Below are 22,063 nucleotides of genomic sequence, written 5' to 3'. Positions count from 1 at the left end.
AGCTTCAGGGAGCTTCGGGACGATCCGGTGAGATGGGCCCGACACAGGCGGGAAGGTCGATTTCGAACGTGGTGCCATTTCCTGGCTCACTGAAGACGCGAATCGTGCCACCGGCCTGATTGACGATTCCATGAACAACCGAGAGACCCAATCCATGGCCTTGTCCCTCGCCTTTGGTCGTAAAGAACGGTTCGAAGATGCGGGGGATGAGATCTTTCGGGATACCTGTTCCCGTATCGCTGACAGAGAGGCGGACAAGATCATTCGCCTGCACGACCGTTTTAGTAGTGCGCGTCGATTGTGGGTGGTCAGCATGTGACGAGACCCACTCGGTTTTGATGGTGAATGTCCCTCCTTCCGGCATGGCGTCGCGGGCATTGATGGCCAGATTGACCAGGATCTGATCAATCTGTACGGGATCTGCCATAATGTTTGGGAGGAGTTCGGTCAAACGAAGATCGAGGACGAAGTTTTGTCGCAGGATGCCACGAATCATCATTTCCATGCTGCGAACGATGGAATTCAAATTGATCCGTTCGAAGGCTACGGGCTGCTTGCGACTGAATGCAATGAGCTGCCGGATCATCCGCGAAGCATGATGCCCGGCTTCCCGGATCGGCAAAATCAGACTTCGCTGCTGATCAGTGGTGTCTGGTCTGACGAGAAGCGTCTCGCAATAACCGAGGATAACGGTAATCAGATTATTGAAATCATGAGAGAGGCCACTGGCCATCTGCTTCATGACAGAAAGTCGCTGGTTCTGGATCAACTCCTGCTCAAGCCGTTTTTTCTCTGAGAGATCGAGCATTTGTGTGACAAAGTAGGCAGGTTCGCCGTGGCTGTTGCGGACCAGTGCTGCCGAGATATAGCTCGGGATGTAGCTTCCGTCATGTCGGCGATATCGCTTTTCTGTTGTATAAAAGGGGATTTCTCCACGAATCAGACGTTTCATCGCATGGACATCACGGTCAACTTCTGTCGGGTGTGTGATCGCCGGGAAACTTGTGGCAGTCAACTCTTCGAGGGAGTATCCCAGCATGCGGCAAAGCGATGTGTTTGCATCCAGGAATTCCCCTTTGAGAGAAACAATCGCCATGCCTGTTGAGGAAGAATAGAACGCCGATCGAAAGCGGGCCTCACTTTCTTGCCGAGCTTCTTCGGCGGCTTTTTGTAACGACATATCCCGGTTGATGCCCAGCAGCATCATTTTGCCATCCCAGGGAATCATGCAGGCGGTCACACTCATGGGGATGGTGTGACCATCCCGATGGATATGTGTCGCTTCGAATCGAAGCACTTCGCCTTTTCTCACACGAGTTATTCTTTCCGGCACATGAGCAGCGGTTGGTGCGTCATCAACTTTTCTAGCGAGCGATTGGCCAATCAGTTCTTCGGGTTCAAAGCCATGAATCGTGCGGACCGCATCATTCGTGAAGGCAATCTTGAGTGGCACCTGCGGATCATCGGGGTCGAGGATAAAGATGGCATCCGGAAAATTTTTGGCCAAGGTGCGGAACTTGGCTTCACTTTCCCGGAGAGCGTTTTCGGTGCGGATGCGCTCCGTAATGTCGATGTCCATGCAGCAGAACAAAGGCTGTTCGTCATGGGAAGGAATCCGAAAGAGAGTCGAGAGACAAGTTCCCGTGGAGCCATTCTTTCGATGGAACTGATACTCATTCGGGCCAATCGACTGGCCCGTCTGTAAGATCTCCTCCAGAGTCTTGAGCAAGCAATCAAACTCTGCGGGGGTGTGAATGAGTTCGGCGAAAGTCTTTCCAATGGCTTCTTCGGCAGTAAAACCAAACATCTGACTGGATGCCGCATTCCAGAGTTGAATACGGCCTGTTCGATCAAACCATTGAATCGCGACTCCCGGAGCGTGCTCGACCATGGCACGCAGTTGTTTTTTTCGCTCGATAGAAATTCGCGATTCGCGAAGACTTTCTGTGGTATCGATACAAATTCCCATGTATCCATCGATGCGGCCAGCTTTATTCAGGCAGGGCTGACTGAGTTCAAGAAACCAGCGATATTCACCATCTTTCCCGCGGATCCGGTATTGGAGGTCGCAAGTGGCATGGAATTCATTTGCGGAACGAATTCTCTCCAAATCCTCGGGATGAATGAAATTGAGCCAGCCTTGTTCCATGTGCTCATTTTCGGAAGCACCAGTGAACTGACACCAGTAATGACTTACAAAAATACAGTTATGATTCGTGTCTTCCATCCAGGCAATAATCGGCAGTTGTTCGATCAGGGCAATGCATGGCGATCCTGCCGCGCATTCTGGAGTTTTGCCTGTACCAGGCGAGGGAATCTTTTGAGAATAGCGGACAAACAACCTGGGTGCAGTCTTAGCAGTCCCCTTGTTGAGTTGGCAAAAGCGATAACGGATCGTTATCTGCGAACCGTCATAAGTTTGTTCGGTTTGCTCGCCTTCAATGCTTTCGCCGCGTTGAACACCTTCCCATTGGAGCCTGGCCTCCATCAAATTGTGGTTTTGGAAACGCTGCAGCCAGGGTGAACCTTCCGAGCGACGAGGTGGACAGCCAAAGATTCGAAAATACTCGCCGTTGGCGTAAATCACACGGCCATCGAAATCAAGCAGTTCAACACCGGCCGGGACCGTTTCCAGGAAGCTCTTGTAGTCAGCAAGAAAATCGAGGGATGACCGATGCTCTGACATCTGCATGGTTCAAACCCTTGAACAACACTTATTGGAATGTCGACAGGCGAATGGCACCAAACCTATCGCGTCGGCAGGGAATTGGTGCCAAAACTTGTCGAAGTTACAGACATTTTGGCAGACTTTGTGACACATGGAAGTGCGAAGCGACAGGTTGAGGCACAGCAGTAAAACCCAGAATGCTTCGCGCGAGCATCATATAAGACAATGTTTATTGAAGAATCTCTATTGGTAGTTACCCCTTATTTGAGGGGATTCTTCTGGGATTTCGATGAGAATGTGATTTTCCCTCCTACCTGTTAGCCTCTCAGGAAGCAGATAGGCGTTATTGAAAATTGATCGCATTTGAAAGGCATTTGCCGGATGGCTGTTCTGGGATTGAAAGAGCTGAGTTTCAGTTACGGTGGAAAACCGCTGATTGAGAACGCGACAGTTCAGGTGGAGCTTGGCGAACGAGTCTGTCTGGTGGGTCGAAATGGTACCGGTAAGTCGACTCTGATGAAGCTGATGCTCAACGAATTGAAGCCAGACGCGGGCCTCGTCGAAGTTCAATCAGGGATCAAACTCGCCCGCCAGATTCAGGATGTGCCGCGCGGTGTCGTCGGGACCGTCTTCGATGAAGTGGCCCGAGGGTTAGGCCCGCATGGGGAAGCGGTGGCGGCACAGTACTGGCTGCACCAACTGAGCCAGAATTCATCAGCAATTCAGCGAACCGCCGATGAAATCCAACGTATGGAAGAGTTTTCTGCCACGCTCGATCCTGCTTACGCCTGGGAATGGGAGCATCAGGTCGAGCAGATGATCGAACGGATGGAACTGCCGCATGATCGGCCATTTGACAGCCTTTCTTCCGGGATGAAGCGTCGCGTACTGTTGGCCAAGTCGTTGGTTATCGAACCCGATGTGCTCCTGCTGGATGAGCCCACCAACCACCTGGACATTGAAGCCATTCGGTGGCTCGAAGAATTTCTGCTGAGATTCTCCGGGACTTTGATCTTCGTGACGCACGACCGCATGTTCTTGCAGCGCCTTGCGACGAGGATCATCGAAATTGATCGCGCCCGTCTGTTCGACTGGACATGTGACTATCAGACTTTTCTGCAGCGAAAAGAAGCAGCCCTGGCTGCCGAAGAGCATGAACAGGCGCTTTTCGATAAGAAATTGGCTCAGGAAGAAGTTTGGATTCGTAAAGGGGTCAAAGCTCGTAACGTCAGGAATCAGGGGCGTGTGAAGGCGCTGTTGGAAATGCGCAAGGAGCGGGCGGCTCGCCGGGCCAAAGTGGGCAATGTCAAAGTTGAGCTTCACAAGGAGGCTGAGCGATCAGGCACTGTGGTGGCCTTAGCAGAAAAGGTCAATTACGAGGTCGGCGGGCGAACGATCTTGAGAGATGTTTCAACACTCATTACCCGTGGTGACAAGATTGGGATTCTCGGGCCTAATGGATGTGGCAAGACGACACTTTTGAGAATTCTGTTGGGTGAACTCACACCTCAATCGGGCAAAGTAAAACTGGGGACCCGGCTGGAGATTGCTTACTTCGACCAGTTGAGAGCTCAGCTCAATGATGATCTCTCTGTGCAGGAGAATGTTTCGCCGGGCGCGGACATGATTGAGATTAATGGCCGCCGGAGACATGTCATTGGGTACCTGGAGGATTTTCTCTTCTCCCCGGAGAGATCCAGGACGCTGGTGAAGTACCTCTCAGGTGGAGAGCGAAATCGTTTGTTATTGGCCCGATTGTTTTCGAAGCCGTCGAACCTGCTGGTTCTCGACGAACCGACCAACGATCTCGATGCCGAAACTCTCGAATTGCTGGAAGACTTGCTGGTCGAGTATCCCGGAACAGTGCTGCTTGTCAGTCACGACCGGCAGTTCATCAATAATGTGGTCACGCAGACTCTTGTCTTTGAGGGCGAGGGTTCCGTCAATGAGTATGTCGGTGGGTATGATGACTGGCTGGCCCAGAAGTCTGTTCGGCAGAACACACCTGTTGAGGCTCAGGCGGCACCTGTCACGAATCCACCGGCAGCCAAAAAGGGAAAGTCTCTGAGCTTCAAGGAAGAGAAAGAACTGACCGAGCTACCTGCCAGGATTGAGTCGCTGGAACAGGAGCAGTCGAGTCTTGAAACTCGCATGGGGCAACCTGAGTTCTTCAAGCAGTCTCCTCAGGAAGTGGCGACAGTCACAGAGAGGTTAAGTCGACTGCATCAAGATCTACAGACCGCGTATGCCCGCTGGGAAGAACTTGAGGCCAAACGCGGCGGGTAAATGCGGATCATCAGTTGTGTGGCCATTAAAGATTGATAGCTGCGGATCTTTGCATGCGAGTCTTTTCGCTGGGAGTTGAGGTTTTCTCCGAGGCGTCACTGTGGTACCTCTCGCATCATCAGTTTGAGAATTGTTACTCAACCTGATGGGACGAGTTGATCGTCTGCGTATGTCGTCCTTCTGACTCAAGGAACCCCTCATCAATGGCCAACCCAGGTGATCGTCCGGCGTCCGATCAAGCGGCAGATCGTTTGTTACCTGTCAGCCAGATTGCGGGGTGGTTATCGCCTGTCAGACGATTTTTGAAGCTGCAGGCGACAAGTGGCCTGCTCCTGGTGGCGGCTACGGCCTTCGCGCTGATTGCAGCCAATTCTCCCTGGAGTGAACAGTTTCTGCATATCTGGGAAACATCCTGTTTCATAGGCTTTGGTGATTATGTTCTGAAGAAGGATTTTCTCCATGTCATCAATGATGGCCTGATGACAATTTTCTTTTTCGTGGTGGGCTTGGAGATCAAGCGAGAGATTGTTTCGGGTGAGTTGAGTGATCTGCGCAAAGCGGCACTCCCGATTATTGCAGCGCTGGGAGGGATGATTGTCCCTGCCCTCGTCTTTCTGGGAGCCAGTCAGGTTTTTCGAGTTCCGCCAGAAGCCATGAAGGGTTGGACCATTCCGATGGCGACCGATATCGCCTTTGTGGTTGGCCTGCTCTCGCTCTTTGGAAATCGAGTCCCCATTGGTCTGAAAATTCTGCTGCTCTCGCTGGCTATTGTGGACGATCTGGGAGCTGTCATTCTGATAGCAGTTCTCTTTACAGAAAAGCTGGCCCTGGTGGGACTGATGGTTGCCGCTGTGGGGATCACGCTCACATTCCTGATGAATCGAGTCGGCGTGCGGAATGTCTGGCTGTATGTGGTTGTGGGTGGTGTGACGTGGCTGGCGGTTTTGAAATCGGGCGTCCATCCCACGATTGCCGGTGTGATCCTCGGGTTGATGACTCCGTCAAAGGCCTGGGTGCCCTACGACACATTGACGGCTGTTTTGAAGCGACTGACTGATGAATTGAAGAAATTTCAGTCCGATTCGGATCAGGAATCTCTCAAACCTGGAAAGCCAATTCCCCTGCATAAAACAATGCACGATGATCTGGCAGAAGCCGAGTTCGCCACGCGAGAGAGCATTGCGCCACTCTATCGACTTGAGCATGCGCTCCACCCGTGGGTGGCATTTCTGATCATGCCGCTGTTCGCCCTGGCGAATGCCGGTGTTCCATTGGATTTCAGTAAAGCGTTTGAACCGGTTTCTCTCTGCGTAGCGCTGGGATTGGCGATTGGAAAGCCCGTCGGGATTTTCGGGCTGTCGTTTCTGGCAGTATTGATTGGCCTGGCCAGACTCCCCGATGGTGTGAACTGGAAGCTTTATCTGGGCGGGGCATGCCTGGCGGGGATTGGCTTTACGATGTCGCTGTTTCTGGGGGCGCTCGCACTTCCAGAGAGTTTCATAGCAGCCGGGAAGCTGGGGACGTTGATGGGTTCCACCCTCTCGGCGATTCTGGGCATTGTGCTGATCAGCAAAGCCTTGCCAGCAGTTTCGGAATCATCCGATGAGGGAAAAGTCTGACTCAATGATTGATCATGCAGGAAAGTCCGGGGCACCGCCTCTCGACATGTGGTCCCTATTCCGGGCTGCTACCAGCCTTCGCCCAGTTCCTCCTGGATTTCACACCAGCGTTCTTCAGCCTGAGTCAACTGGCTGGTGATGTCTTCAAGCTGATTGTGAAGCTCCAGGGCCTTTTTCGCATCGGCTTCATTCGAAAGTGACAGGGTCAGGGCTTTTTTCTGCTCATCGAGTTTGGCGATGTTTCGCTCGCAGGTTTGAAGTTCTTTTCGCAGGGCTCGGTCGTCTTTACCCTTGGGCTTTGCTGCCTTGGGAGCGAGGACTGCCGCTGGAGCTTTGGCCATTTTTCCGGCATTGGCCTCACGCTCTCCGTCATCGATTTCTTTATTGACGGCATAAACGTAAGCGTCGTAATCGCCATTGTAGTTGGTGACTCGACCATCTTTGACTTCGATCACACAGGTGGCGACACGCTTCATGAAGTGGCGGTCGTGTGTGGTGAAAATCACGGTCCCTTTGTAGTTCACCAATGCATCTGCCAAGGCTTCGACGGTTTCCACATCAAGGTGGTTACCCGGCTCGTCGAGCACCATAACGTTGTATTGACTGAGCAACATGCCCGCGAGACAGAGCCTGGCACGCTCTCCTCCGGACAGCACGCTGATTTTCTTTTCGACATGGGCGCCACGGAACAGAAATGCGCCGGCAATATCGAGCACTGTTTGCGTACGTGTCAGCGGGGCGGCGGTTTCTTCCAGATACTGAATGACAGTTTTTTCTGGTGGCAACGTGGAATAGACATGTTGCGCGTAGACACCGACCTGGCAGCCATGTCCCCAGCGGAGTTCACCTGCCAGTGGCTTAAGCGAATTGACAATTGTTCGCAAAAAAGTGGTCTTTCCCTGACCATTGTCACCCACAATGGCAGCGCGCGAGCCATGATCGATTTCGAGGGTGATATCTTCGGCGATTTTTCTTTCGGCGTAGCCAATCGCCATTTCTTTGCAGCGAACGGCCGGGCCCTGCCGGGGTTCGATCATGGGGGCGCGGATGTGAGCCGTGGCTTCATCGGCTTCAACATCCTGCAATTCGAGACGTTCGAGCTGCTTGGTTTTTGAACGGGCCTGGGTGGCTGTACTTGCGCGAGCTTTGTTCTTGGCAATAAACTCTTCGAGATGTTTCCGCTTGGCAAGGACAGAGGCATTCGATCGCTCAATGATCTCGCGCTGCTCCCGCTCGTAATCGAGATAGGCATCGATCTTGCCGGGGAACATGGTCAACTTGCCGCGGGCGAGTGCCAGTGTCTGAGTACAGGTGGCACCGAGAAATGCGCGATCATGGGAAACAATCAGACAGGCTTCGTTGTAACCTCTTAGAAAATGTTCGAGCAGAATCTGCGTGCGCAGATCCAGAAAGTTCGTGGGTTCGTCCAGGAGCAGCAGATTGGGTTCGTGCAGTAAAAGTGCAGCCAGTTTGACGCGGGTTTGCCATCCGCCGGAAAGTTTGGAGATCGGGCCGTCGAGGTAGCTCCCTTTGAGTTCGAACTGGCCAGCCACTTCGCCACACTTCCAATCAGGCTGACCACTATCCCGCATGAGAAATTCGAGTGCCGACTCGTTGGGGCGAAAATCATCATGCTGGCGCAAGTAACCGAGTCGGAGATTCGGATGGCGCGAGACTGTGCCACTGTCGAGTTCTTCTTCCCCCAGGAGAACGCGCAGCAAAGTACTTTTGCCAGCACCATTCCGACCGACAAAGCCGACTTTGACATCTTCAGAAATGGTCGCTTCGGCATGGTCGAGCAGAATCTGCGAACCATAACTTTTGCAGGCATCTCGAATCTGCAGCAGTGCCATAACGCCCTATACTCTCGCTGTGGAAAACTCGTCTTTCATGATCACACAATTATCGAAACGAGAGTATAGCGGCCTTTTGGCTTGTCGTGGAGAGTGCGGGCAGGAGCCAATCCTGAGGAGTTTTTTTCGCAGGATTATTTTGAGGGAATGAATATTCGTTATGAAGATATGTTCACGGGTTGGCTGCTTGCCAATCATTCAGAGGCTTTGTAGCGTGCAGAGGTGCGTTCGCAGGGCTTGATTGCCGGTAACAACTGGTTTGAAACGCGATCCGCTGTTCAGGGCCAGGGACAGCAAATCGTTAATCAGCAAGACCTCTCGGCAGATCGCTGCAGCATAGAATCTCGATCCTCTTCATGGAAAGTCTTTGCACGATGAAACAACTTCACATGAGCCTGCTGACGTTGGCTTTGGGATGGATGCTGTCTGGAATGGCGATGGCCGCCGATAAACCTAACATTCTGTTGATCGTCTCGGACGATACGGGATATGGCGATCTCGGACCATACGGCGGGGGCGAAGGCCGCGGGATGCCCACACCGAACATCGATCGGTTGGCCGCCAATGGTATGACCTTTTTCTCTTTTTATGCTCAGCCCAGTTGCACTCCCGGGCGAGCTGCCATGGTGACAGGGCGCATTCCGAATCGCAGTGGTATGACGACAGTGGCTTTTCAGGGCGAAGGTGGCGGACTACCTAAAGCCGAATGGACGCTGGGTTCTGTTCTCAAACAGGGTGGCTACAAAACCTACTTCACGGGCAAATGGCATCTGGGTGAAGCCGATTACGCTCTCCCGAATGCTCATGGCTATGACGTGATGAAGCATTGCTTTCTTTACCATTGCAATGCCTACACTTACGGTGATCCCACCTGGTTCCCGGATATGGATCCATCATTGAGGGAACTTTTTGGAAAAATCACCAAAGGTTCGCTTTCAGGGAATGCTGGCGAAAAAGCTCGCGAAGACTGGAAGGTCAATGGCCAGTATGTCAACACGCCGGATAAAGGCGTCGTCGGGATTCCGTTTCTGGATCAGTACATTGAGCAGTCGGGCATCAGTTTTCTGGAAGATGCCGCCAAGACTCCCAATCAACCCTTCTTTGCACATATCAACTTTATGAAGGTGCATCAGCCGAACCTGCCAGCGCCGGAGTTTGTGCATAAGTCGCCTTCGAAGTCGAAGTATGCCGACTCTGTTGTCGAGCTCGATACGCGGATCGGCCGTGTGGTCGATAAGCTGAAAGAATTGAAGCTCGATCAGAACACGTTGATTTTCTACACGACTGATAACGGCGCCTGGCAGGATGTCTATCCTGATGCGGGGTATACACCATTTCGCGGAACCAAGGGGACTGTTCGCGAAGGAGGGAACCGCGTGCCCGCGATTGCCGTCTGGCCTGGAAAAATTAAGCCGGCAGTACGGAATCACGATATCGTGGGCGGTCTGGACTTGATGGCGACATTTGCTTCAGTTGCCGGGGTGCCGCTACCAACGAAAGATCGTGAAGGTCAACCCATGATTTTTGATAGCTATGACCTGACTCCAGTTCTCACCGGGAGTGGTAAATGTCCAAGAAACACATGGTTCTACTTCACCGAGACGGAACTGAGCCCCGGCGCTATTCGAGTGGGGAACTATAAGGTCGTGTTCAACCTCAGGGGAGATAATGGCCAGCCTACTGGTGGGCTGAGTGTCGATTCAAACCTGGGCTGGAAAGGGCCCGAAAAGTATGTTGCTACAGTTCCACAGGTATTTGACCTCTGGCAGGATCCTCAAGAACGCTACGACATTTTTATGAACAACTACACAGAGCGTACATGGATTCTGGTCTCGTTCAATGTGGCCATCAAGGATCTGATGAAAACTTATCTCACCTATCCACCTCGAAAAATGCAGAGCGAGGCCTATACAGGGCCCATCACGATTCCTGAGTTTGAGCGACTGAAACATGTTCGCGAACTGCTCGAAAAAGAGGGCATTCGAATTCCTTTGCCCACTGGCCATTGATATCCAGAAAAATGAAGTTGACCGAATTCCAGAGAGGCAAAGGCAATGGGCTTTTGCCTCTCTGGTTTTTGCGTTTGAACGCCAGGCAATCATAATGTCTCAGGAGTCGATATTTTATTGCCTGACGAAATTGAGCTTGGGGTAAAGCCATAAGGATCGCGTATGAAGATCTGGATCGATGGGGATGCCAGTCCGCGGGAAGTAAAAGAGCTGGTCTTCCGGGCAGCCACTCGACTCCAGTTGGAAACCACCGTGGTGGCGAATTCTGGCATGTGGGTTCCTTCTGGAAATCGATTTGTCAAACTGCAGATTGTTCCCGGCGGGCCCGATGTCGCTGATCGATACATTGTCGCTCAATCGAATCGTGGCGATCTGGCCATCACCAGTGATGTGCCTCTGATGTCCGATCTGATTCCTCAAGGCGTTTTCGTCATCGACTTTCATGGTTATCTCTGCACCCAGGAAACAATTGGCGAGCGCCGGGCAGCGCGCGATTTGAATGATCAACTGCGCGAAGCGGGGTTATTGACAGGTGGGCCGGCACCTTATGGTGTGAAAGACAAGCAGCGGTTTGCTCAGGCCCTGGATCAGCTTTTGACTCGGGAATTGAGAAGGCTGGCGAGCAATCCACCGCCTTCTCCACCCGAAATCACCACTGACGACTCGCCCGGTGCGTGAGCAGGTTTTGGAAGAGATCGCCAGCTTTCATCGCGAGGCAAAGATGATTATGTTTTGATCAACGAGATTGAGTCGCTTGAACCTGCTCTCCAGACGAAACAAATCCAAATGCTCAAATCCAAACTGATTCATCCTGAGATTCTGGCTGTCCTGGGGCGGGCTGGGCATCATGCCCGCATCCTGATTGCGGATGGTAACTATCCCGCTTCAACAACCATGGGGCCCAATGGGACGCTGATTTCGTTGAATCTGTCGCCAGGGCTGGTGACGGTTAACCAGGTGCTCGAAGCTATACTTTCGGCGATTCCGATCGATCACGTGCATACCATGGGTATCCCTGCCGATGACCCGTATGCACAATTGGGTGATCCCCCCGTGTGGAAGGAGTTTGCTGCCACGATGGCTGCAGCCGGTCTTTCGATGCCTTTGACACCGATCTCCAAATGGGATTTTTACGAAGAAGTGAAATCGACCGACCATGTGCTGACAATCCAGACGGGAGACGTGGCACTCTGGGCGAATCTGTTGCTCAAAGTCGGTGTGCGTCAGCCATCAACTGTTTGAGTTGTGCATTTCTGAGCCGTTTCGACAAAGACATCCCTGCCAGATTCAGGAACGAAGATGCAGTATCGCGAATTGGGAAAGACCGGACTGAAGCTGCCAGTGGTCGGCTTTGGCGCCTCATCGTTAGGTCAGGAGTTTCGTAAAGTTGATGTCTCGGAGGCCATGCAGGCCGTTCGGGTCGCACTCGACGAGGGGATGAACTTCATCGATACCGCCCCTTTTTACGGGCGCGGGATGTCCGAAGTACTTCTGGGAATTCTCTTCCGGGAGATTCCGCGCGATTCGTACATCCTCCAGACGAAACTGGGGCGATACGATGCGAACCATTTCGATTTTTCTGCGAAGCGTGTGCGTGAAAGTGTCGACGTCAGTCTGCATCGACTCGGGACCGATCACATCGACATCATGATCTGCCATGACATCGAATTTGTCGATGTCCAGCAGGTCATTGACGAGACGATCCCGGCTTTGCGTGAAGTTCAAAAATCGGGCAAGGTGAGGTTTATAGGCGTCAGCGGTTACCCCCTCAAGAACTTTACGACCGTACTCAAGCAGACACCTCTGGATGTGGTCCTTTCGTACAACCATTACACGTTGCAGAACACCAGTTTTGGAGATCTTGTTCCATTTTTGAAGGAACGTGGAGTGGGAATTGAGAATGCTGCCCCGTTTGCTGCCAGACTCTTGTGCAATGATCCGTTGCCTCCCTGGCACAAGGCAACACCGGTGGTTCGGGAAGTCGCTGCAAAGGCGGCGGCTTATTGCAGGGAACATGGGAGCGATCTTGCCAAGCTCGCACTTCAATTCTCGATTCGAAATGAAGAGATGACGACCTGCATTGCCGGGACCGCTAACCCGGCCCGAGTTTCGGAATGGTGCCGGTGGGCAGAAGAACCGATTGATGAAGAGCTGCTTCAGGTCGTCTTGAAGATTCTGGAACCCATTCATAACTGGGCACATGTCGAGGGGAAACCCGAAAATAATGAGCCCGCAGGCTCCCGGTTTCAAAACGGTGAATTCGTCGTATGAGCGTTGTTGGAAAAAGGTAAAGCGTTGTCATTCTGACGATCAAATTTTCATTTTCGCGTCAGTCTGGGAGATCTGGCGGAGTGACTTACGCGAAAACTCTCAGGAAATTGCTGATCAAGGTGCAAATTACGCCGCTGGCACAGATTCTGCTTATCTCACTCCTGGGGATCGCAGCGAAGGCCGACGGCGCGAAGTCACTCTGCGTTGGAGGGGCTTCCGGACAGGGCTGTCGGCCTTCGTTGCTTCTTCTCGTTGATCGGTTGGCATGGTGACGAAGTCAAAACGCCTGAGGCTGGAGGCTTCGATAAGAAAATCAATCGGTCATTTCATCATTTTTCGTCCGATCCCAGTTCTTTCGTGAAAGTTCTGGATCAAATTCCGGTACATGACTAAGCTGTAATGCAGGAATTGCATTGGTTTTCAGTGAGGTTTGATTCTTCTCTGAAAATCGGCTTGATTGATCACCTCGTTAGATGTGGAGTTACCGAATGAAGAAGTTGTTTGCGTCTTTGGCTGTTCTGGCTGCTGTAGCGACAGGTGTGGTCGTTTCGACGGCTGCAGAAATTGAATCCGGACTTTCCGCAGGCCAGCGAGTTCCTGCGTTTTATGTGCATGATGTCACCGGCCCTCAGAAGGGTGAAGACCTCTGCTACCGCTGCCGCTTTGGCAATCAGCCTGTGGTCTCCATTTTCACCAAGGACGTTGATGAAAACGTCGCCAAGCTGACCAAGGCTCTGGATGGTGTGGTCTCTGCCAACCGCGATGCCAAGATGGCTGGCTTCCTGGTGCTGACCAGTGATTCACCCAGCTCTGCGGAAGCAAAGCTGTCCGAAGTGGCAACCAAGCACTCCATCAAGCAGATCCCTCTGACAACATTCGAAGGTGCCGCCGGTCCTAAGAGCTACAAGCTCAATCCACAGGCCGACGTTACTGTCATGATGTGGGTCGAAGGCAAAGTGAAGGTCAACAAGGGCTTCGCCGCCAAGGATCTCACCGAAGAAACGATTGCTGCCATCTCCAAAGATGCTTCCAAAATTCTCGAGTAGTTGGTAGCCGAATTATTCGACGGTTCCGTGAGTTCGCGGGCCGATGTCCTGGCGATTTCCAGCAATTTCAGAGAGCCCCGTGTCATGATTTGATCGGCACGGGGTTCTTTGTTTTTCGATTGGTGGTTTGAATTGAACGGGCTTTCCTCCTGCCCAAAAGATGGCATAATTCTTTTCTCAACTCAGATTGAAGTGACATCAGGAAAGAGATCATGACGACTTCGACTCGCAGGGAATGGCTCGGTCAGACATCGGACTATCTCGCAGCCGCTGCTGCTGGTGCTGCTTTCGCGGGAATTGCCGCCATGGAAACCCACACTGCCCTTGCTCAGGAATCGACGAGTCCGGCACTGAAGGGGAACATTCGTCATTCTCTGGTGCACTGGTGCTACAAAGACTATTGGAAAGACATTCAAGAGTTTTGTCGTCAGGCGAAAAAGCTGGGGGTCCAGAGTGTGGAACTGGTGGATCCTGTGTACTGGCCTGTTCTCAAGGAACACGGATTAACCTGTGCGATTGCTTCCAGCCATGGTTTTGTCAAAGGGGTCAACGATCCTGCCAATCATGAAGAATGTCTGACAGTTCTGAGAAAGAAAATTGATCAAGCGGCGGACTTTGGCTGCCCCAGTGTGATCACATTTACCGGGATGAGAGCGAACTCGAAAGGAGTCATTATTCCTGATGACGTGGGTATGGCGAATTGCGTTAAGGCTTACAAGCAGATCGCCGGTTATGCTGAAGAGAAACAGGTCACGCTTTGCCTGGAGCATCTGAATAGCCGGGTATCGACTCATCCGATGAAAGGACATCCCGGATATCAGGGGGATCATGTCGATTACTGCATCGAGATTCTCAAACAGGTCGGTTCGCCGCGAGTGAAGCTGTTATTTGATATCTATCATGTTCAAATCATGGATGGTGATTTGGTCTCAAGGATTCATCAGCACAAAGATTGGCTGGGGCATATTCACACGGCTGGTAATCCAGGCCGGGGTGAACTCCATGTGAATCAGGAAGTCAATTACCCTGCCGTCATGCAGGCCTTGCTGGATGTGGGCTACCAGGGCTATGTGGGGCACGAATTCATTCCCACCATGGATCCAGCGATTGGACTCAAAGAAGCCATTCACCTGTGCGATGTCTGATTTTTGATCCAGGATCCAGATCTAGACTTCAGAGAGATTGTCACGCGGAAAGCACAACCCAATTCGAGTGCTCTCAAGTTTGATTTCATGAATCGCAGCTACTCGTCGTCGCTGTCGTCGTAGGCACCATGCTTCTGGCGTTTCTTCATATCACGGCGCTGTTTCTTGGACAGTCCCTTGAGGGATTTATGCCCTTCATCGACCCGCATGTAATCCTGGTCGGCAGATTCTTCTCCAGAGTCTGCTGAATCAGTTGCTTCAGCACTGACATCAGATTCTTCCTCGACTTGTTTTCGAGAGGAGCTGGCTGCCTGATGGTGACGTGTTGAGCGATCTTTTCCTGACGAGGAGGTATTCGAAGCGTTTGCATGATCAGGACGTGTCAATTCTTCGAGACGATCCCAGTCTTCTTCGTCCATCGCACGCTGGATCTCAGCATCTCGGTCGAGTGGTTCTTCACCGGATTCGTCAGTCGATTGATCGTTTGATTCATAGTTCTCTTCGTCGTACGTGGCTTCGCTTGATTCGCTGTCATCAGCCACTTCACTTTGAACGACTGTCCTGGCGCGCGTTGTCCGCTTTTTCGTCGCTTTCTTGCGGGTGGTCTTTTTGGGTGCATCTTCAGATGCTGCGGCTTTCTTGCGAACACGGGTGGGCTTGGCTGGAGCCGCAGGACGTTTGACTCCCCACCAGCGGAAAAGCTTCATTCCGCTGAGAACTCGTGTAATGCGGTTGGCTCGACGCTCTTGGGAAGCTGGAGGATCGGCCGAGAAGTAGACGACCTGCCTGAGATGCAGCCAGGCTGTTATTACCACAGCACCTGCTGTCCACAGCCGAAGAATTGCCAGAGACATCTCGGCATTGGCATTGACCTGCCCGTTCAAACTCGCCGAGCGATCCAGTGCCAGTCGCATACAGACGCAGATCATCATCAGAGCAGCGGTGAATCTTAGACTCCAGAGAGAAAGCCGGCTGGATCGCATATCACGATCGAGATTTCTCACCAGGAGTGTTCCAGTGAAAAACGCAGCCGAAGTCCAGAGAACATTGACGGAGTTCCAGAACTTCCATTGAGTGGTCTGCAGGATCATCTCGGCAATCGCGGTATGCAGATCGAGTAATCGGCACAGTGAAACAGTCAGTGACAAGACGCCAGCCCAATACCAGACGCGGTACCGTCCTTTGAAATCGAGGGAACTGCGAGAACGGCACCAGCCAATCAGGAAAAAGATCTGGCCAGCCGCCAGCCATCCTGCGGATTCGAGCACAATCGAAAAAACAGCATCGTTTGAGCTGAACAGCCGCTGTGTGATGGGGGCAAAGAAAGCCGGCAGTGAGGTATGGGCGATCAACAGCCAACTGGCAAAGGCCGCCGATAATGTTGCCAGAGAAATCGTCAACCAGACAACCCAGAGACGCACTGGCAGTCCGGGAATCAGTTTAAGAGATCTTCCAGCCATTGTTTTCTGGAGCAGATCGGCCAGTGGAATCGACTCACCATTTTCTGGTGATCTCTCCGTACCATGATCGTGGCCGACAGCCATTCGCCGGCGGCGTCGATCACCTGCGGAGCGTGCACCGGCAAACGACATGGATCAATCGCGTCGTGAAAGGGCTGAGGCGGCCATAATCTCACACGAAGGTGCTCCATCACACTCTCGGAAGACTGATCCCTATCCCTCAGTAATCATGACATCGGAACGGATGGGCGATGGCTTACAACCTTTCCACGCTTCACCGCGAGCCCACTACAAATTACCCAAAGTGACACGGCCACTTTCGCTGGAATTCTCCTGCTCGATGATCGGTCGAATAATTCAGCGGAGGGTTATCGGCGAATCGTGCCGGTGGCGTGCCTGGCGGCATGAATTGATTAAGGCTGCAGGGCGGGAAATCCCAGTTGCTTACCATAGGCAGAAACAAGTTGTGCCGGGGTGATGCCATAGGTGAGTTCGAGAGCCTGTTGCCAGGTAAACCCTTCCTTAACTGCCGTGATCAACCCTCGATACGCATTGGCATCGGTCGTAACGAGAAACTGAGTCATTGTGGCTGCGACGCCGTACTGCCAGCCATCAATCCGGCCATCAGAACTGAGCAGTCCATCCAGAGATCCGGTGGCTTTGATTTGAGGGATCGCTCCCGTCATGCGATTGGCAATATGATCACTTTGTGGAACCACGACCGCTGCCACCCAATCGGCGATCCCTTCGTTCATCCAGGGAGGAATCCGGCTCGTTGAACGAATTCGATGGAGAAACCCGTGAGAGGTTTCATGCACTAAAACGGCAGCAAAGAAGACGGGATCATCACCACGACCGCAGACCGTTAATACACGCCCGTCACTCCATTGGTGAGACAACCCGGCGATTCCTTGAGTCTCTGGATTACCCAGATGACGGGCCTCGAATGTCTGAAAGTCGTTTGACGAGGCAAAGACGATCACCGGGCATTTCCCCAGCCAGATGTTTGTCCCTTGTGGCACACCGAAGAGCACACAAAGCTGATCGTACATTTTGTCCAGATTGGCGATATATGCAGCCACATGGGCTGGGGGCATATCGGTAAAAAACACGAAGTACTGAGTTTCCACCTTATGGAAGCGGCTTTGCGGATTATCAGACTGCGCTTTCTTCATCAGATCGTCATAGAAGGCATTCGCCTTCTCGACTGCTTCACTCGCAGGTTCCTTCCATAAGCGATGTCCAGAGCTCTTCAGCCGTTCAGCGGCGATTTCATCGCGTCGCTTTAGATCAATCAGCAGGTAACCTTTACTTTGTGGATCGATCACGACGTCGTAAGCGTTATCTTCCGTACGAAACTGCTGCATAGCCACGGGTGCGATTTTGGGTGGAACACCTTTTGATGGTTTGAACGTAATCTGTTTGAAAGTATCTGGTTTCGAGCCATTCTGAACCTGAGCAATTTCCAGATCCTCGTAAACTTTGCCATTACTCATCTGCAGGGTGACAATGGCCCCGGGTTTGAGTGGATATTCGGTGCGATCCATTTTGACAACGTAATCAAGCTCCAGTTTCATGATCGCTCTGGCAACGGGCTTGGCGGCCGTTACTTTTTGTGGAGCCGCCATGACCGCTTGAAGAACACTCAACGAGGCCAGGACTGCCACTGCCAGCCCCACCCAGGCGGTGACATTTTGGTGGAGCTGAAAATTCTTTCGACCAGCCCGGATTTGAGAATCAGCGTTTACCATGCTTGAAATTCCAGAACTTGTTTAATGCATTGGCCAGGGGCGGCTTCACTCGTTTTAAATGGCGCCATCAAATCTTGAAGAAATCGATCTTAGTGTAACGGCGATGGTTGAAACTGAGGGATCGTCTTCAAATTGAAACTGTTGGACAAAATTCTGCTCATGAAGGTCGAGCCGAGAAGCGACGCTCGGATACATCGCAAGGATGATCAGGAGATGGTATCCTACTACACGAGATGATATGCCTGAAAAAATGCTTCGTGTGAGGAAAATCCGTCACTCATGGCCAAGGAAATCAAGCCTGCAGAAACGAGTGAAGTCCGTGTCCGCGTGCTGATTGTGGACAACGACGAAGCCCATGCACAAGCCGTGGCTGACAGTTTGACGCGTGTGGGTTACGACTGCACAGTCGCTTCGGCCGGAGCAGAATCCGGAAAGAAGGCACTCGACCTGATTGAGGTTGAGAACTTTGATGTGATCATCACTGAACTGATGATGGACGAAGTAGATGGCCTGGAGATTCTGCGCAGGTCCAAGGCTGAACTGCCGGATGCCGAAGTCATTTTGCTGACCGGGCATGCCTCGATCAAATCGGCACTGACAGCGGGACAGCACGGGGCTCATACCTATCTCACAAAACCGCTCGATATCAGTGAGTTGAGGCAGGCGGTGGACCGTGCCAGTTCGCGCATCCGTCTGCTGAGAAAGACATTTGAACTCAGCCGGCGACTTGATGAAAAGTTTGGTTTTGAAGGGGTGATTGGCAATAGTCCTTCGATGCACCGGCTCATTGAAAAATTGAGGAGCGTAGCGCCGACGGATAGTACAGTCCTGATACAGGGAGAAAGCGGGACTGGTAAAGAACTCGTGGCGCGGGCGATCCATCAGAACAGCGAACGCAAAAACAAGCCTTTTGTTCCGCTCAATATCTCGGCACTTCCGGAAAGTATTCTCGAGAGTGAACTGTTTGGTCACGAAGCGGGAGCATTCACCGGTGCAGCGACTAAACGAATCGGGAAATTCGAGTATGCCAACGGTGGCACATTGTTTCTCGATGAAGTGGGCGAAATGCCCATGGCCACGCAAATCAAATTGCTGCGAGTCCTCGAAGAGCGTCGCATTACCAGGCTGGGTGCCAACGACGAGATTCCAATCAACGTCCGACTCGTGGCTGCGACCAATGCTGATCTGCAGGATATGATCAAGAAGGGAACATTCCGTAAAGATCTTTACTTCAGGCTTTCAGTCGTCACGATTGTCTTGCCACCACTCAGTGATCGACGAGCCGACATCCCGTTCCTGATTGATCATTTTCTCAAGCAGTTTGCCGAGCGTCATAAAAAGCCGATTCCCACCGTCACCCGTCAGGTTCAACAGGCCTTGATGGCTCATTCGTGGCCGGGAAATATTCGCGAGCTGCGTAATGTGGTCGAAGGGATGATGGTGCTCGACATTGATGGCAAACTGGATGTGGACGATCTTCCGGAAGGGATTGGTGCTGGCCATCATGAACAGAGCGAAGTTGATCTCATTCAGCATCCTGCCGGAAATGATGGACTTATCGGGCGTTCGTTGAACGATGTCGAAAAGTATTACATCGCGCGGGCGCTGGAGTTGACCGGTGGAAAGCGCGACGAAGCTGCCAATCTGCTGGGAATCGGCGAACGCACGCTCTATCGCAAGATTCGCGAGTATGAGCTGTAATCCATGGTGAGTCAGAATTTTGCCTATGGCCAGAGGACGGATCCCCAGAGGAGTCTGTTCTGAAAGTTGTTGATCGAAATCGATCTTGTGAGTTGTGAGACCAGCGTGACGAACATCCTGAATGCCAGTTCGACGGCCAGCCAGTTACCCGGCGATTTTTTTTCTGATGATGAAATTCATCAGTTTCGTGAGCGAGGATACGTCGTTGTCCGGGGGTTAGGGACATCGGAAAGTCGTCAGCGGATGATGGAAGTCGTTCGCCGGGGGCTGGATGAACACATTGCTCCCGTCGAATACGAAGCCGAGTTGCAATACCCAGGTTCACCAGCATCGTTTGAAGCGGAAGGTGGAAGGACTATTCGCCGGCTGAAGCAGGCCTTGACCCGGGATTATGTCTTTAGTGAATGGCTGGGACAGCCCAAACTGGTGCGTCGATTGCAGCAGATTCTCGGTCCGCGTGTGATCTGCCCATTGGCCCATCATAACTGCATTATGACCAAGCAGCCGGCCTACAGCAGCGAGACGGGTTGGCATCAGGACATTCGTTACTGGAGCTATACCAAGCCCGATCTGGTGAATGTGTGGCTGGCACTGGGCCACGAAACTCGCGCGAATGGCTGCCTGCAGGTGATTCCAGGTTCCCATCGAGAGAAATTGAGCCGCGAACGACTGGATGACGCGTTGTTTTTCCGGACCGATTTACCGGAGAATCAAGAGTGGATTGCCCGGCGGGAATTCGTTGAGCTGGAACCCGGCGATGTCCTGTTTTTCCACTGCCTCGCTTTGCATGCGGCTGATCGAAACACCACAAACGACACGAAATACTCGGTCGTATTCACATTTCGTGGTGGAGACAATCTGCCGGTTGCAGGAAGCCGGTCGGCCTCCATGCCCGAACTGCTGCTGACCCCTTCGATCACCAGTTAGCATCTGGGAAGAGGTAACGACTCAAGCAGCCGATGAATCAGTCTGGCTCAATTCCGTCGAGAGTTGAGTCGCGACCTTAAGCTTGGCGCAGCGCTCACCTCGGGCATTATAAAGATAAAGATCGTTTTTGTCGGCCGCCCAGACAGCGTTCAGGCGAACACTCCGCGGGCCCTGGAGCATAAACTGCAAGCCGCATAATTCTCCCTGGCGAAGAATACGCGATTCGGTCAGTTGAAACTGCTCTGCCAGCAGATTCTCGAACCGACAGAGTTCCTGATGCACAAAGTCTCGAAGATCGTTGAGTGATCGAACAGACGAGATATCACGCACGTTGCTGCTTTCATCTTCAGGCAACAGAGAGCACCCCTGCTCTGGTTGACCTGTCCATGACTTCCTGCGCCCACCGTGACGTCACTGGTCATCGGATCGGCATCGCGAAAACGATATGGTGAAGTCTCGGAACAGTGCAATCGATGCAATTGCCACTCTGATAAAAACCGGCACTTCCTTGCGTGTACATGAAAACACCAGCGGAGATCCGCTGGTGTTTTCTGCGGGTTCAGCGACTCACTTTGAGATGCAACGGCAATTAGATGCCATTGGCTGGTTGAGTTGCGGAGGCCGGTCCTGGTGTACTGGCCATTTCGATGTCAGGTCTGACTGATTCGGAGAGGCGGCCAGTGAATGTGTTGGCTGGCTGCATGCCGATGATGCGGTCTTCGATGGTGAGATCAGGAGCGACCACCAGGCATGTGGGCAATCCCGTGACACGGAAGGACTGGACGAGATCGCGATGAGCATCCGCATCCAGTTGCACCGCGATGAAATTTTCATTCACCATCTGCTGCACCTGCGGCTGGTTAAGCGTCTGCTGTTCGAGTGTCCGACAGGCGAGGCACCATTTGGCCGAGATGTTGATGAGCATCGGCTTGCCTGTGGCCTTGGACTCATCCCAGGCTTTTCGATAGCTGGCTCTCCAGGAAATGCTCTGAGGTGCTGCCGGCACCTGAGGAGTCACGGGAGGGCTGTTTTGTTCGGCGGCGAGTAGTAGCCATGTCTGACAGACAACTGCACTGAAAACTGCGAATACCACGCACATCCTGCGCTCTGCAAAAACCATTCAGATTCACTCCCTAGGGGCATCCGTACCAATTGCCCGAAAACCGCCATCATCGTCCTTGTCGGAAAAGTCAGCGGAATCGGCAAAAGATTCCTAAACCACCGGGAAAGGGTAAGGGAAATGACTCAGCGACGCCAACGAAATGGCGGAAATTGCCGGAGATTCCGTAAGTTCAGGATGGCTAGGAAACTGAGGAGCGATTTGTGT

At 52.5% G+C, this 22,063-nt stretch carries 16 protein-coding genes; 10 read left to right on the top strand and 6 right to left on the bottom strand.

Annotated features, from left to right (window positions below; all coding sequences use genetic code 11):
• Positions 1–4: 4 nt before the first annotated feature.
• Positions 5–2,692 carry a PAS domain-containing sensor histidine kinase gene (locus tag A6X21_RS07850; RefSeq protein ID WP_068847050.1) on the bottom strand — a complete coding sequence of 896 codons (2,688 nt, stop codon included), beginning with the start codon at positions 2,690–2,692 and terminating at the stop codon, positions 5–7.
• A 357-nt stretch (positions 2,693–3,049) separates the two neighbouring features.
• On the opposite strand from A6X21_RS07850, the gene A6X21_RS07845 reads away from it, so the two are divergent.
• Together A6X21_RS07845 and nhaA are read left to right on the top strand one after the other, a co-directional pair.
• Complete coding sequence (locus A6X21_RS07845; RefSeq protein ID WP_068847049.1) at positions 3,050–4,954, top strand: ATP-binding cassette domain-containing protein; 1,905 nt, start codon at positions 3,050–3,052, stop codon at positions 4,952–4,954.
• Positions 4,955–5,157: 203 nt separating this feature from the next.
• Positions 5,158–6,573: a Na+/H+ antiporter NhaA gene (gene nhaA / locus A6X21_RS07840; RefSeq protein ID WP_068847048.1), complete on the top strand. Its 1,416-nt coding sequence runs from the start codon at positions 5,158–5,160 to the stop codon at positions 6,571–6,573.
• A gap of 68 nt (positions 6,574–6,641) precedes the next feature.
• Here nhaA and A6X21_RS07835 read toward each other — a convergent pair whose 3' ends face one another.
• Positions 6,642–8,426: an ABC-F family ATP-binding cassette domain-containing protein gene (locus A6X21_RS07835; RefSeq protein WP_068847047.1), complete on the bottom strand. Its 1,785-nt coding sequence runs from the start codon at positions 8,424–8,426 to the stop codon at positions 6,642–6,644.
• 389 nt (positions 8,427–8,815) lie between these two features.
• On the opposite strand from A6X21_RS07835, the gene A6X21_RS07830 reads away from it, so the two are divergent.
• The 6 genes from A6X21_RS07830 to A6X21_RS07800 all read left to right on the top strand — a co-directional run bounded on the left by A6X21_RS07830 (position 8,816) and on the right by A6X21_RS07800 (position 14,897).
• Complete coding sequence (locus tag A6X21_RS07830) at positions 8,816–10,435, top strand: arylsulfatase (RefSeq protein WP_369009488.1); 1,620 nt, start codon at positions 8,816–8,818, stop codon at positions 10,433–10,435.
• 162 nt (positions 10,436–10,597) lie between these two features.
• A complete protein-coding gene (locus A6X21_RS07825; protein WP_068847045.1) occupies positions 10,598–11,113 on the top strand; it encodes a YaiI/YqxD family protein in 516 nt (171 codons plus the stop codon).
• A gap of 108 nt (positions 11,114–11,221) precedes the next feature.
• Positions 11,222–11,677 carry an RbsD/FucU family protein gene (locus A6X21_RS07820; protein WP_068847437.1) on the top strand — a complete coding sequence of 152 codons (456 nt, stop codon included), beginning with the start codon at positions 11,222–11,224 and terminating at the stop codon, positions 11,675–11,677.
• A 57-nt stretch (positions 11,678–11,734) separates the two neighbouring features.
• Positions 11,735–12,706 (top strand): aldo/keto reductase, encoded by a 972-nt coding sequence (locus A6X21_RS07815; protein ID WP_068847044.1) that lies wholly within the window; start codon positions 11,735–11,737, stop codon positions 12,704–12,706.
• Between the two features lie 488 nt (positions 12,707–13,194).
• A complete protein-coding gene (locus tag A6X21_RS07805; RefSeq protein WP_068847435.1) occupies positions 13,195–13,752 on the top strand; it encodes a hypothetical protein in 558 nt (185 codons plus the stop codon).
• Between the two features lie 212 nt (positions 13,753–13,964).
• Positions 13,965–14,897: a TIM barrel protein gene (locus A6X21_RS07800; RefSeq protein ID WP_068847042.1), complete on the top strand. Its 933-nt coding sequence runs from the start codon at positions 13,965–13,967 to the stop codon at positions 14,895–14,897.
• 98 nt (positions 14,898–14,995) lie between these two features.
• On the opposite strand, the gene A6X21_RS07795 is transcribed toward A6X21_RS07800, so the two are convergent.
• Together A6X21_RS07795 and A6X21_RS07790 are read right to left on the bottom strand one after the other, a co-directional pair.
• On the bottom strand, positions 14,996–16,489 hold the full coding sequence (locus tag A6X21_RS07795) for a hypothetical protein (protein WP_068847041.1): 1,494 nt from the start codon (positions 16,487–16,489) through the stop codon (positions 14,996–14,998).
• 281 nt (positions 16,490–16,770) lie between these two features.
• A complete protein-coding gene (locus A6X21_RS07790; protein WP_068847040.1) occupies positions 16,771–18,108 on the bottom strand; it encodes a hypothetical protein in 1,338 nt (445 codons plus the stop codon).
• A gap of 279 nt (positions 18,109–18,387) precedes the next feature.
• Here A6X21_RS07790 and A6X21_RS07785 point away from each other — a divergent pair, with 279 nt between their 5' ends.
• Both A6X21_RS07785 and A6X21_RS07780 read left to right on the top strand, forming a co-directional pair.
• Positions 18,388–19,809: a sigma-54-dependent transcriptional regulator gene (locus A6X21_RS07785; protein ID WP_068847039.1), complete on the top strand. Its 1,422-nt coding sequence runs from the start codon at positions 18,388–18,390 to the stop codon at positions 19,807–19,809.
• A gap of 105 nt (positions 19,810–19,914) precedes the next feature.
• Entirely contained in the window at positions 19,915–20,736 is an 822-nt protein-coding gene (locus tag A6X21_RS07780; RefSeq protein WP_083233501.1) for a phytanoyl-CoA dioxygenase family protein, read from the top strand.
• Between the two features lie 21 nt (positions 20,737–20,757).
• On the opposite strand, the gene A6X21_RS07775 is transcribed toward A6X21_RS07780, so the two are convergent.
• Positions 20,758–21,066, bottom strand: coding sequence for a hypothetical protein (locus tag A6X21_RS07775; RefSeq protein ID WP_068847038.1), 309 nt, complete (start codon positions 21,064–21,066; stop codon positions 20,758–20,760).
• 259 nt (positions 21,067–21,325) lie between these two features.
• Entirely contained in the window at positions 21,326–21,829 is a 504-nt protein-coding gene (locus A6X21_RS07770; protein ID WP_165603721.1) for a thioredoxin family protein, read from the bottom strand.
• Positions 21,830–22,063: the final 234 nt, after the last annotated feature.

It is taken from the genome of Planctopirus hydrillae, assembly GCF_001707835.1.
GTDB classification, from domain to species: domain Bacteria; phylum Planctomycetota; class Planctomycetia; order Planctomycetales; family Planctomycetaceae; genus Planctopirus; species Planctopirus hydrillae.
This window is presented reverse-complemented; position numbering and strand designations above follow the sequence as displayed.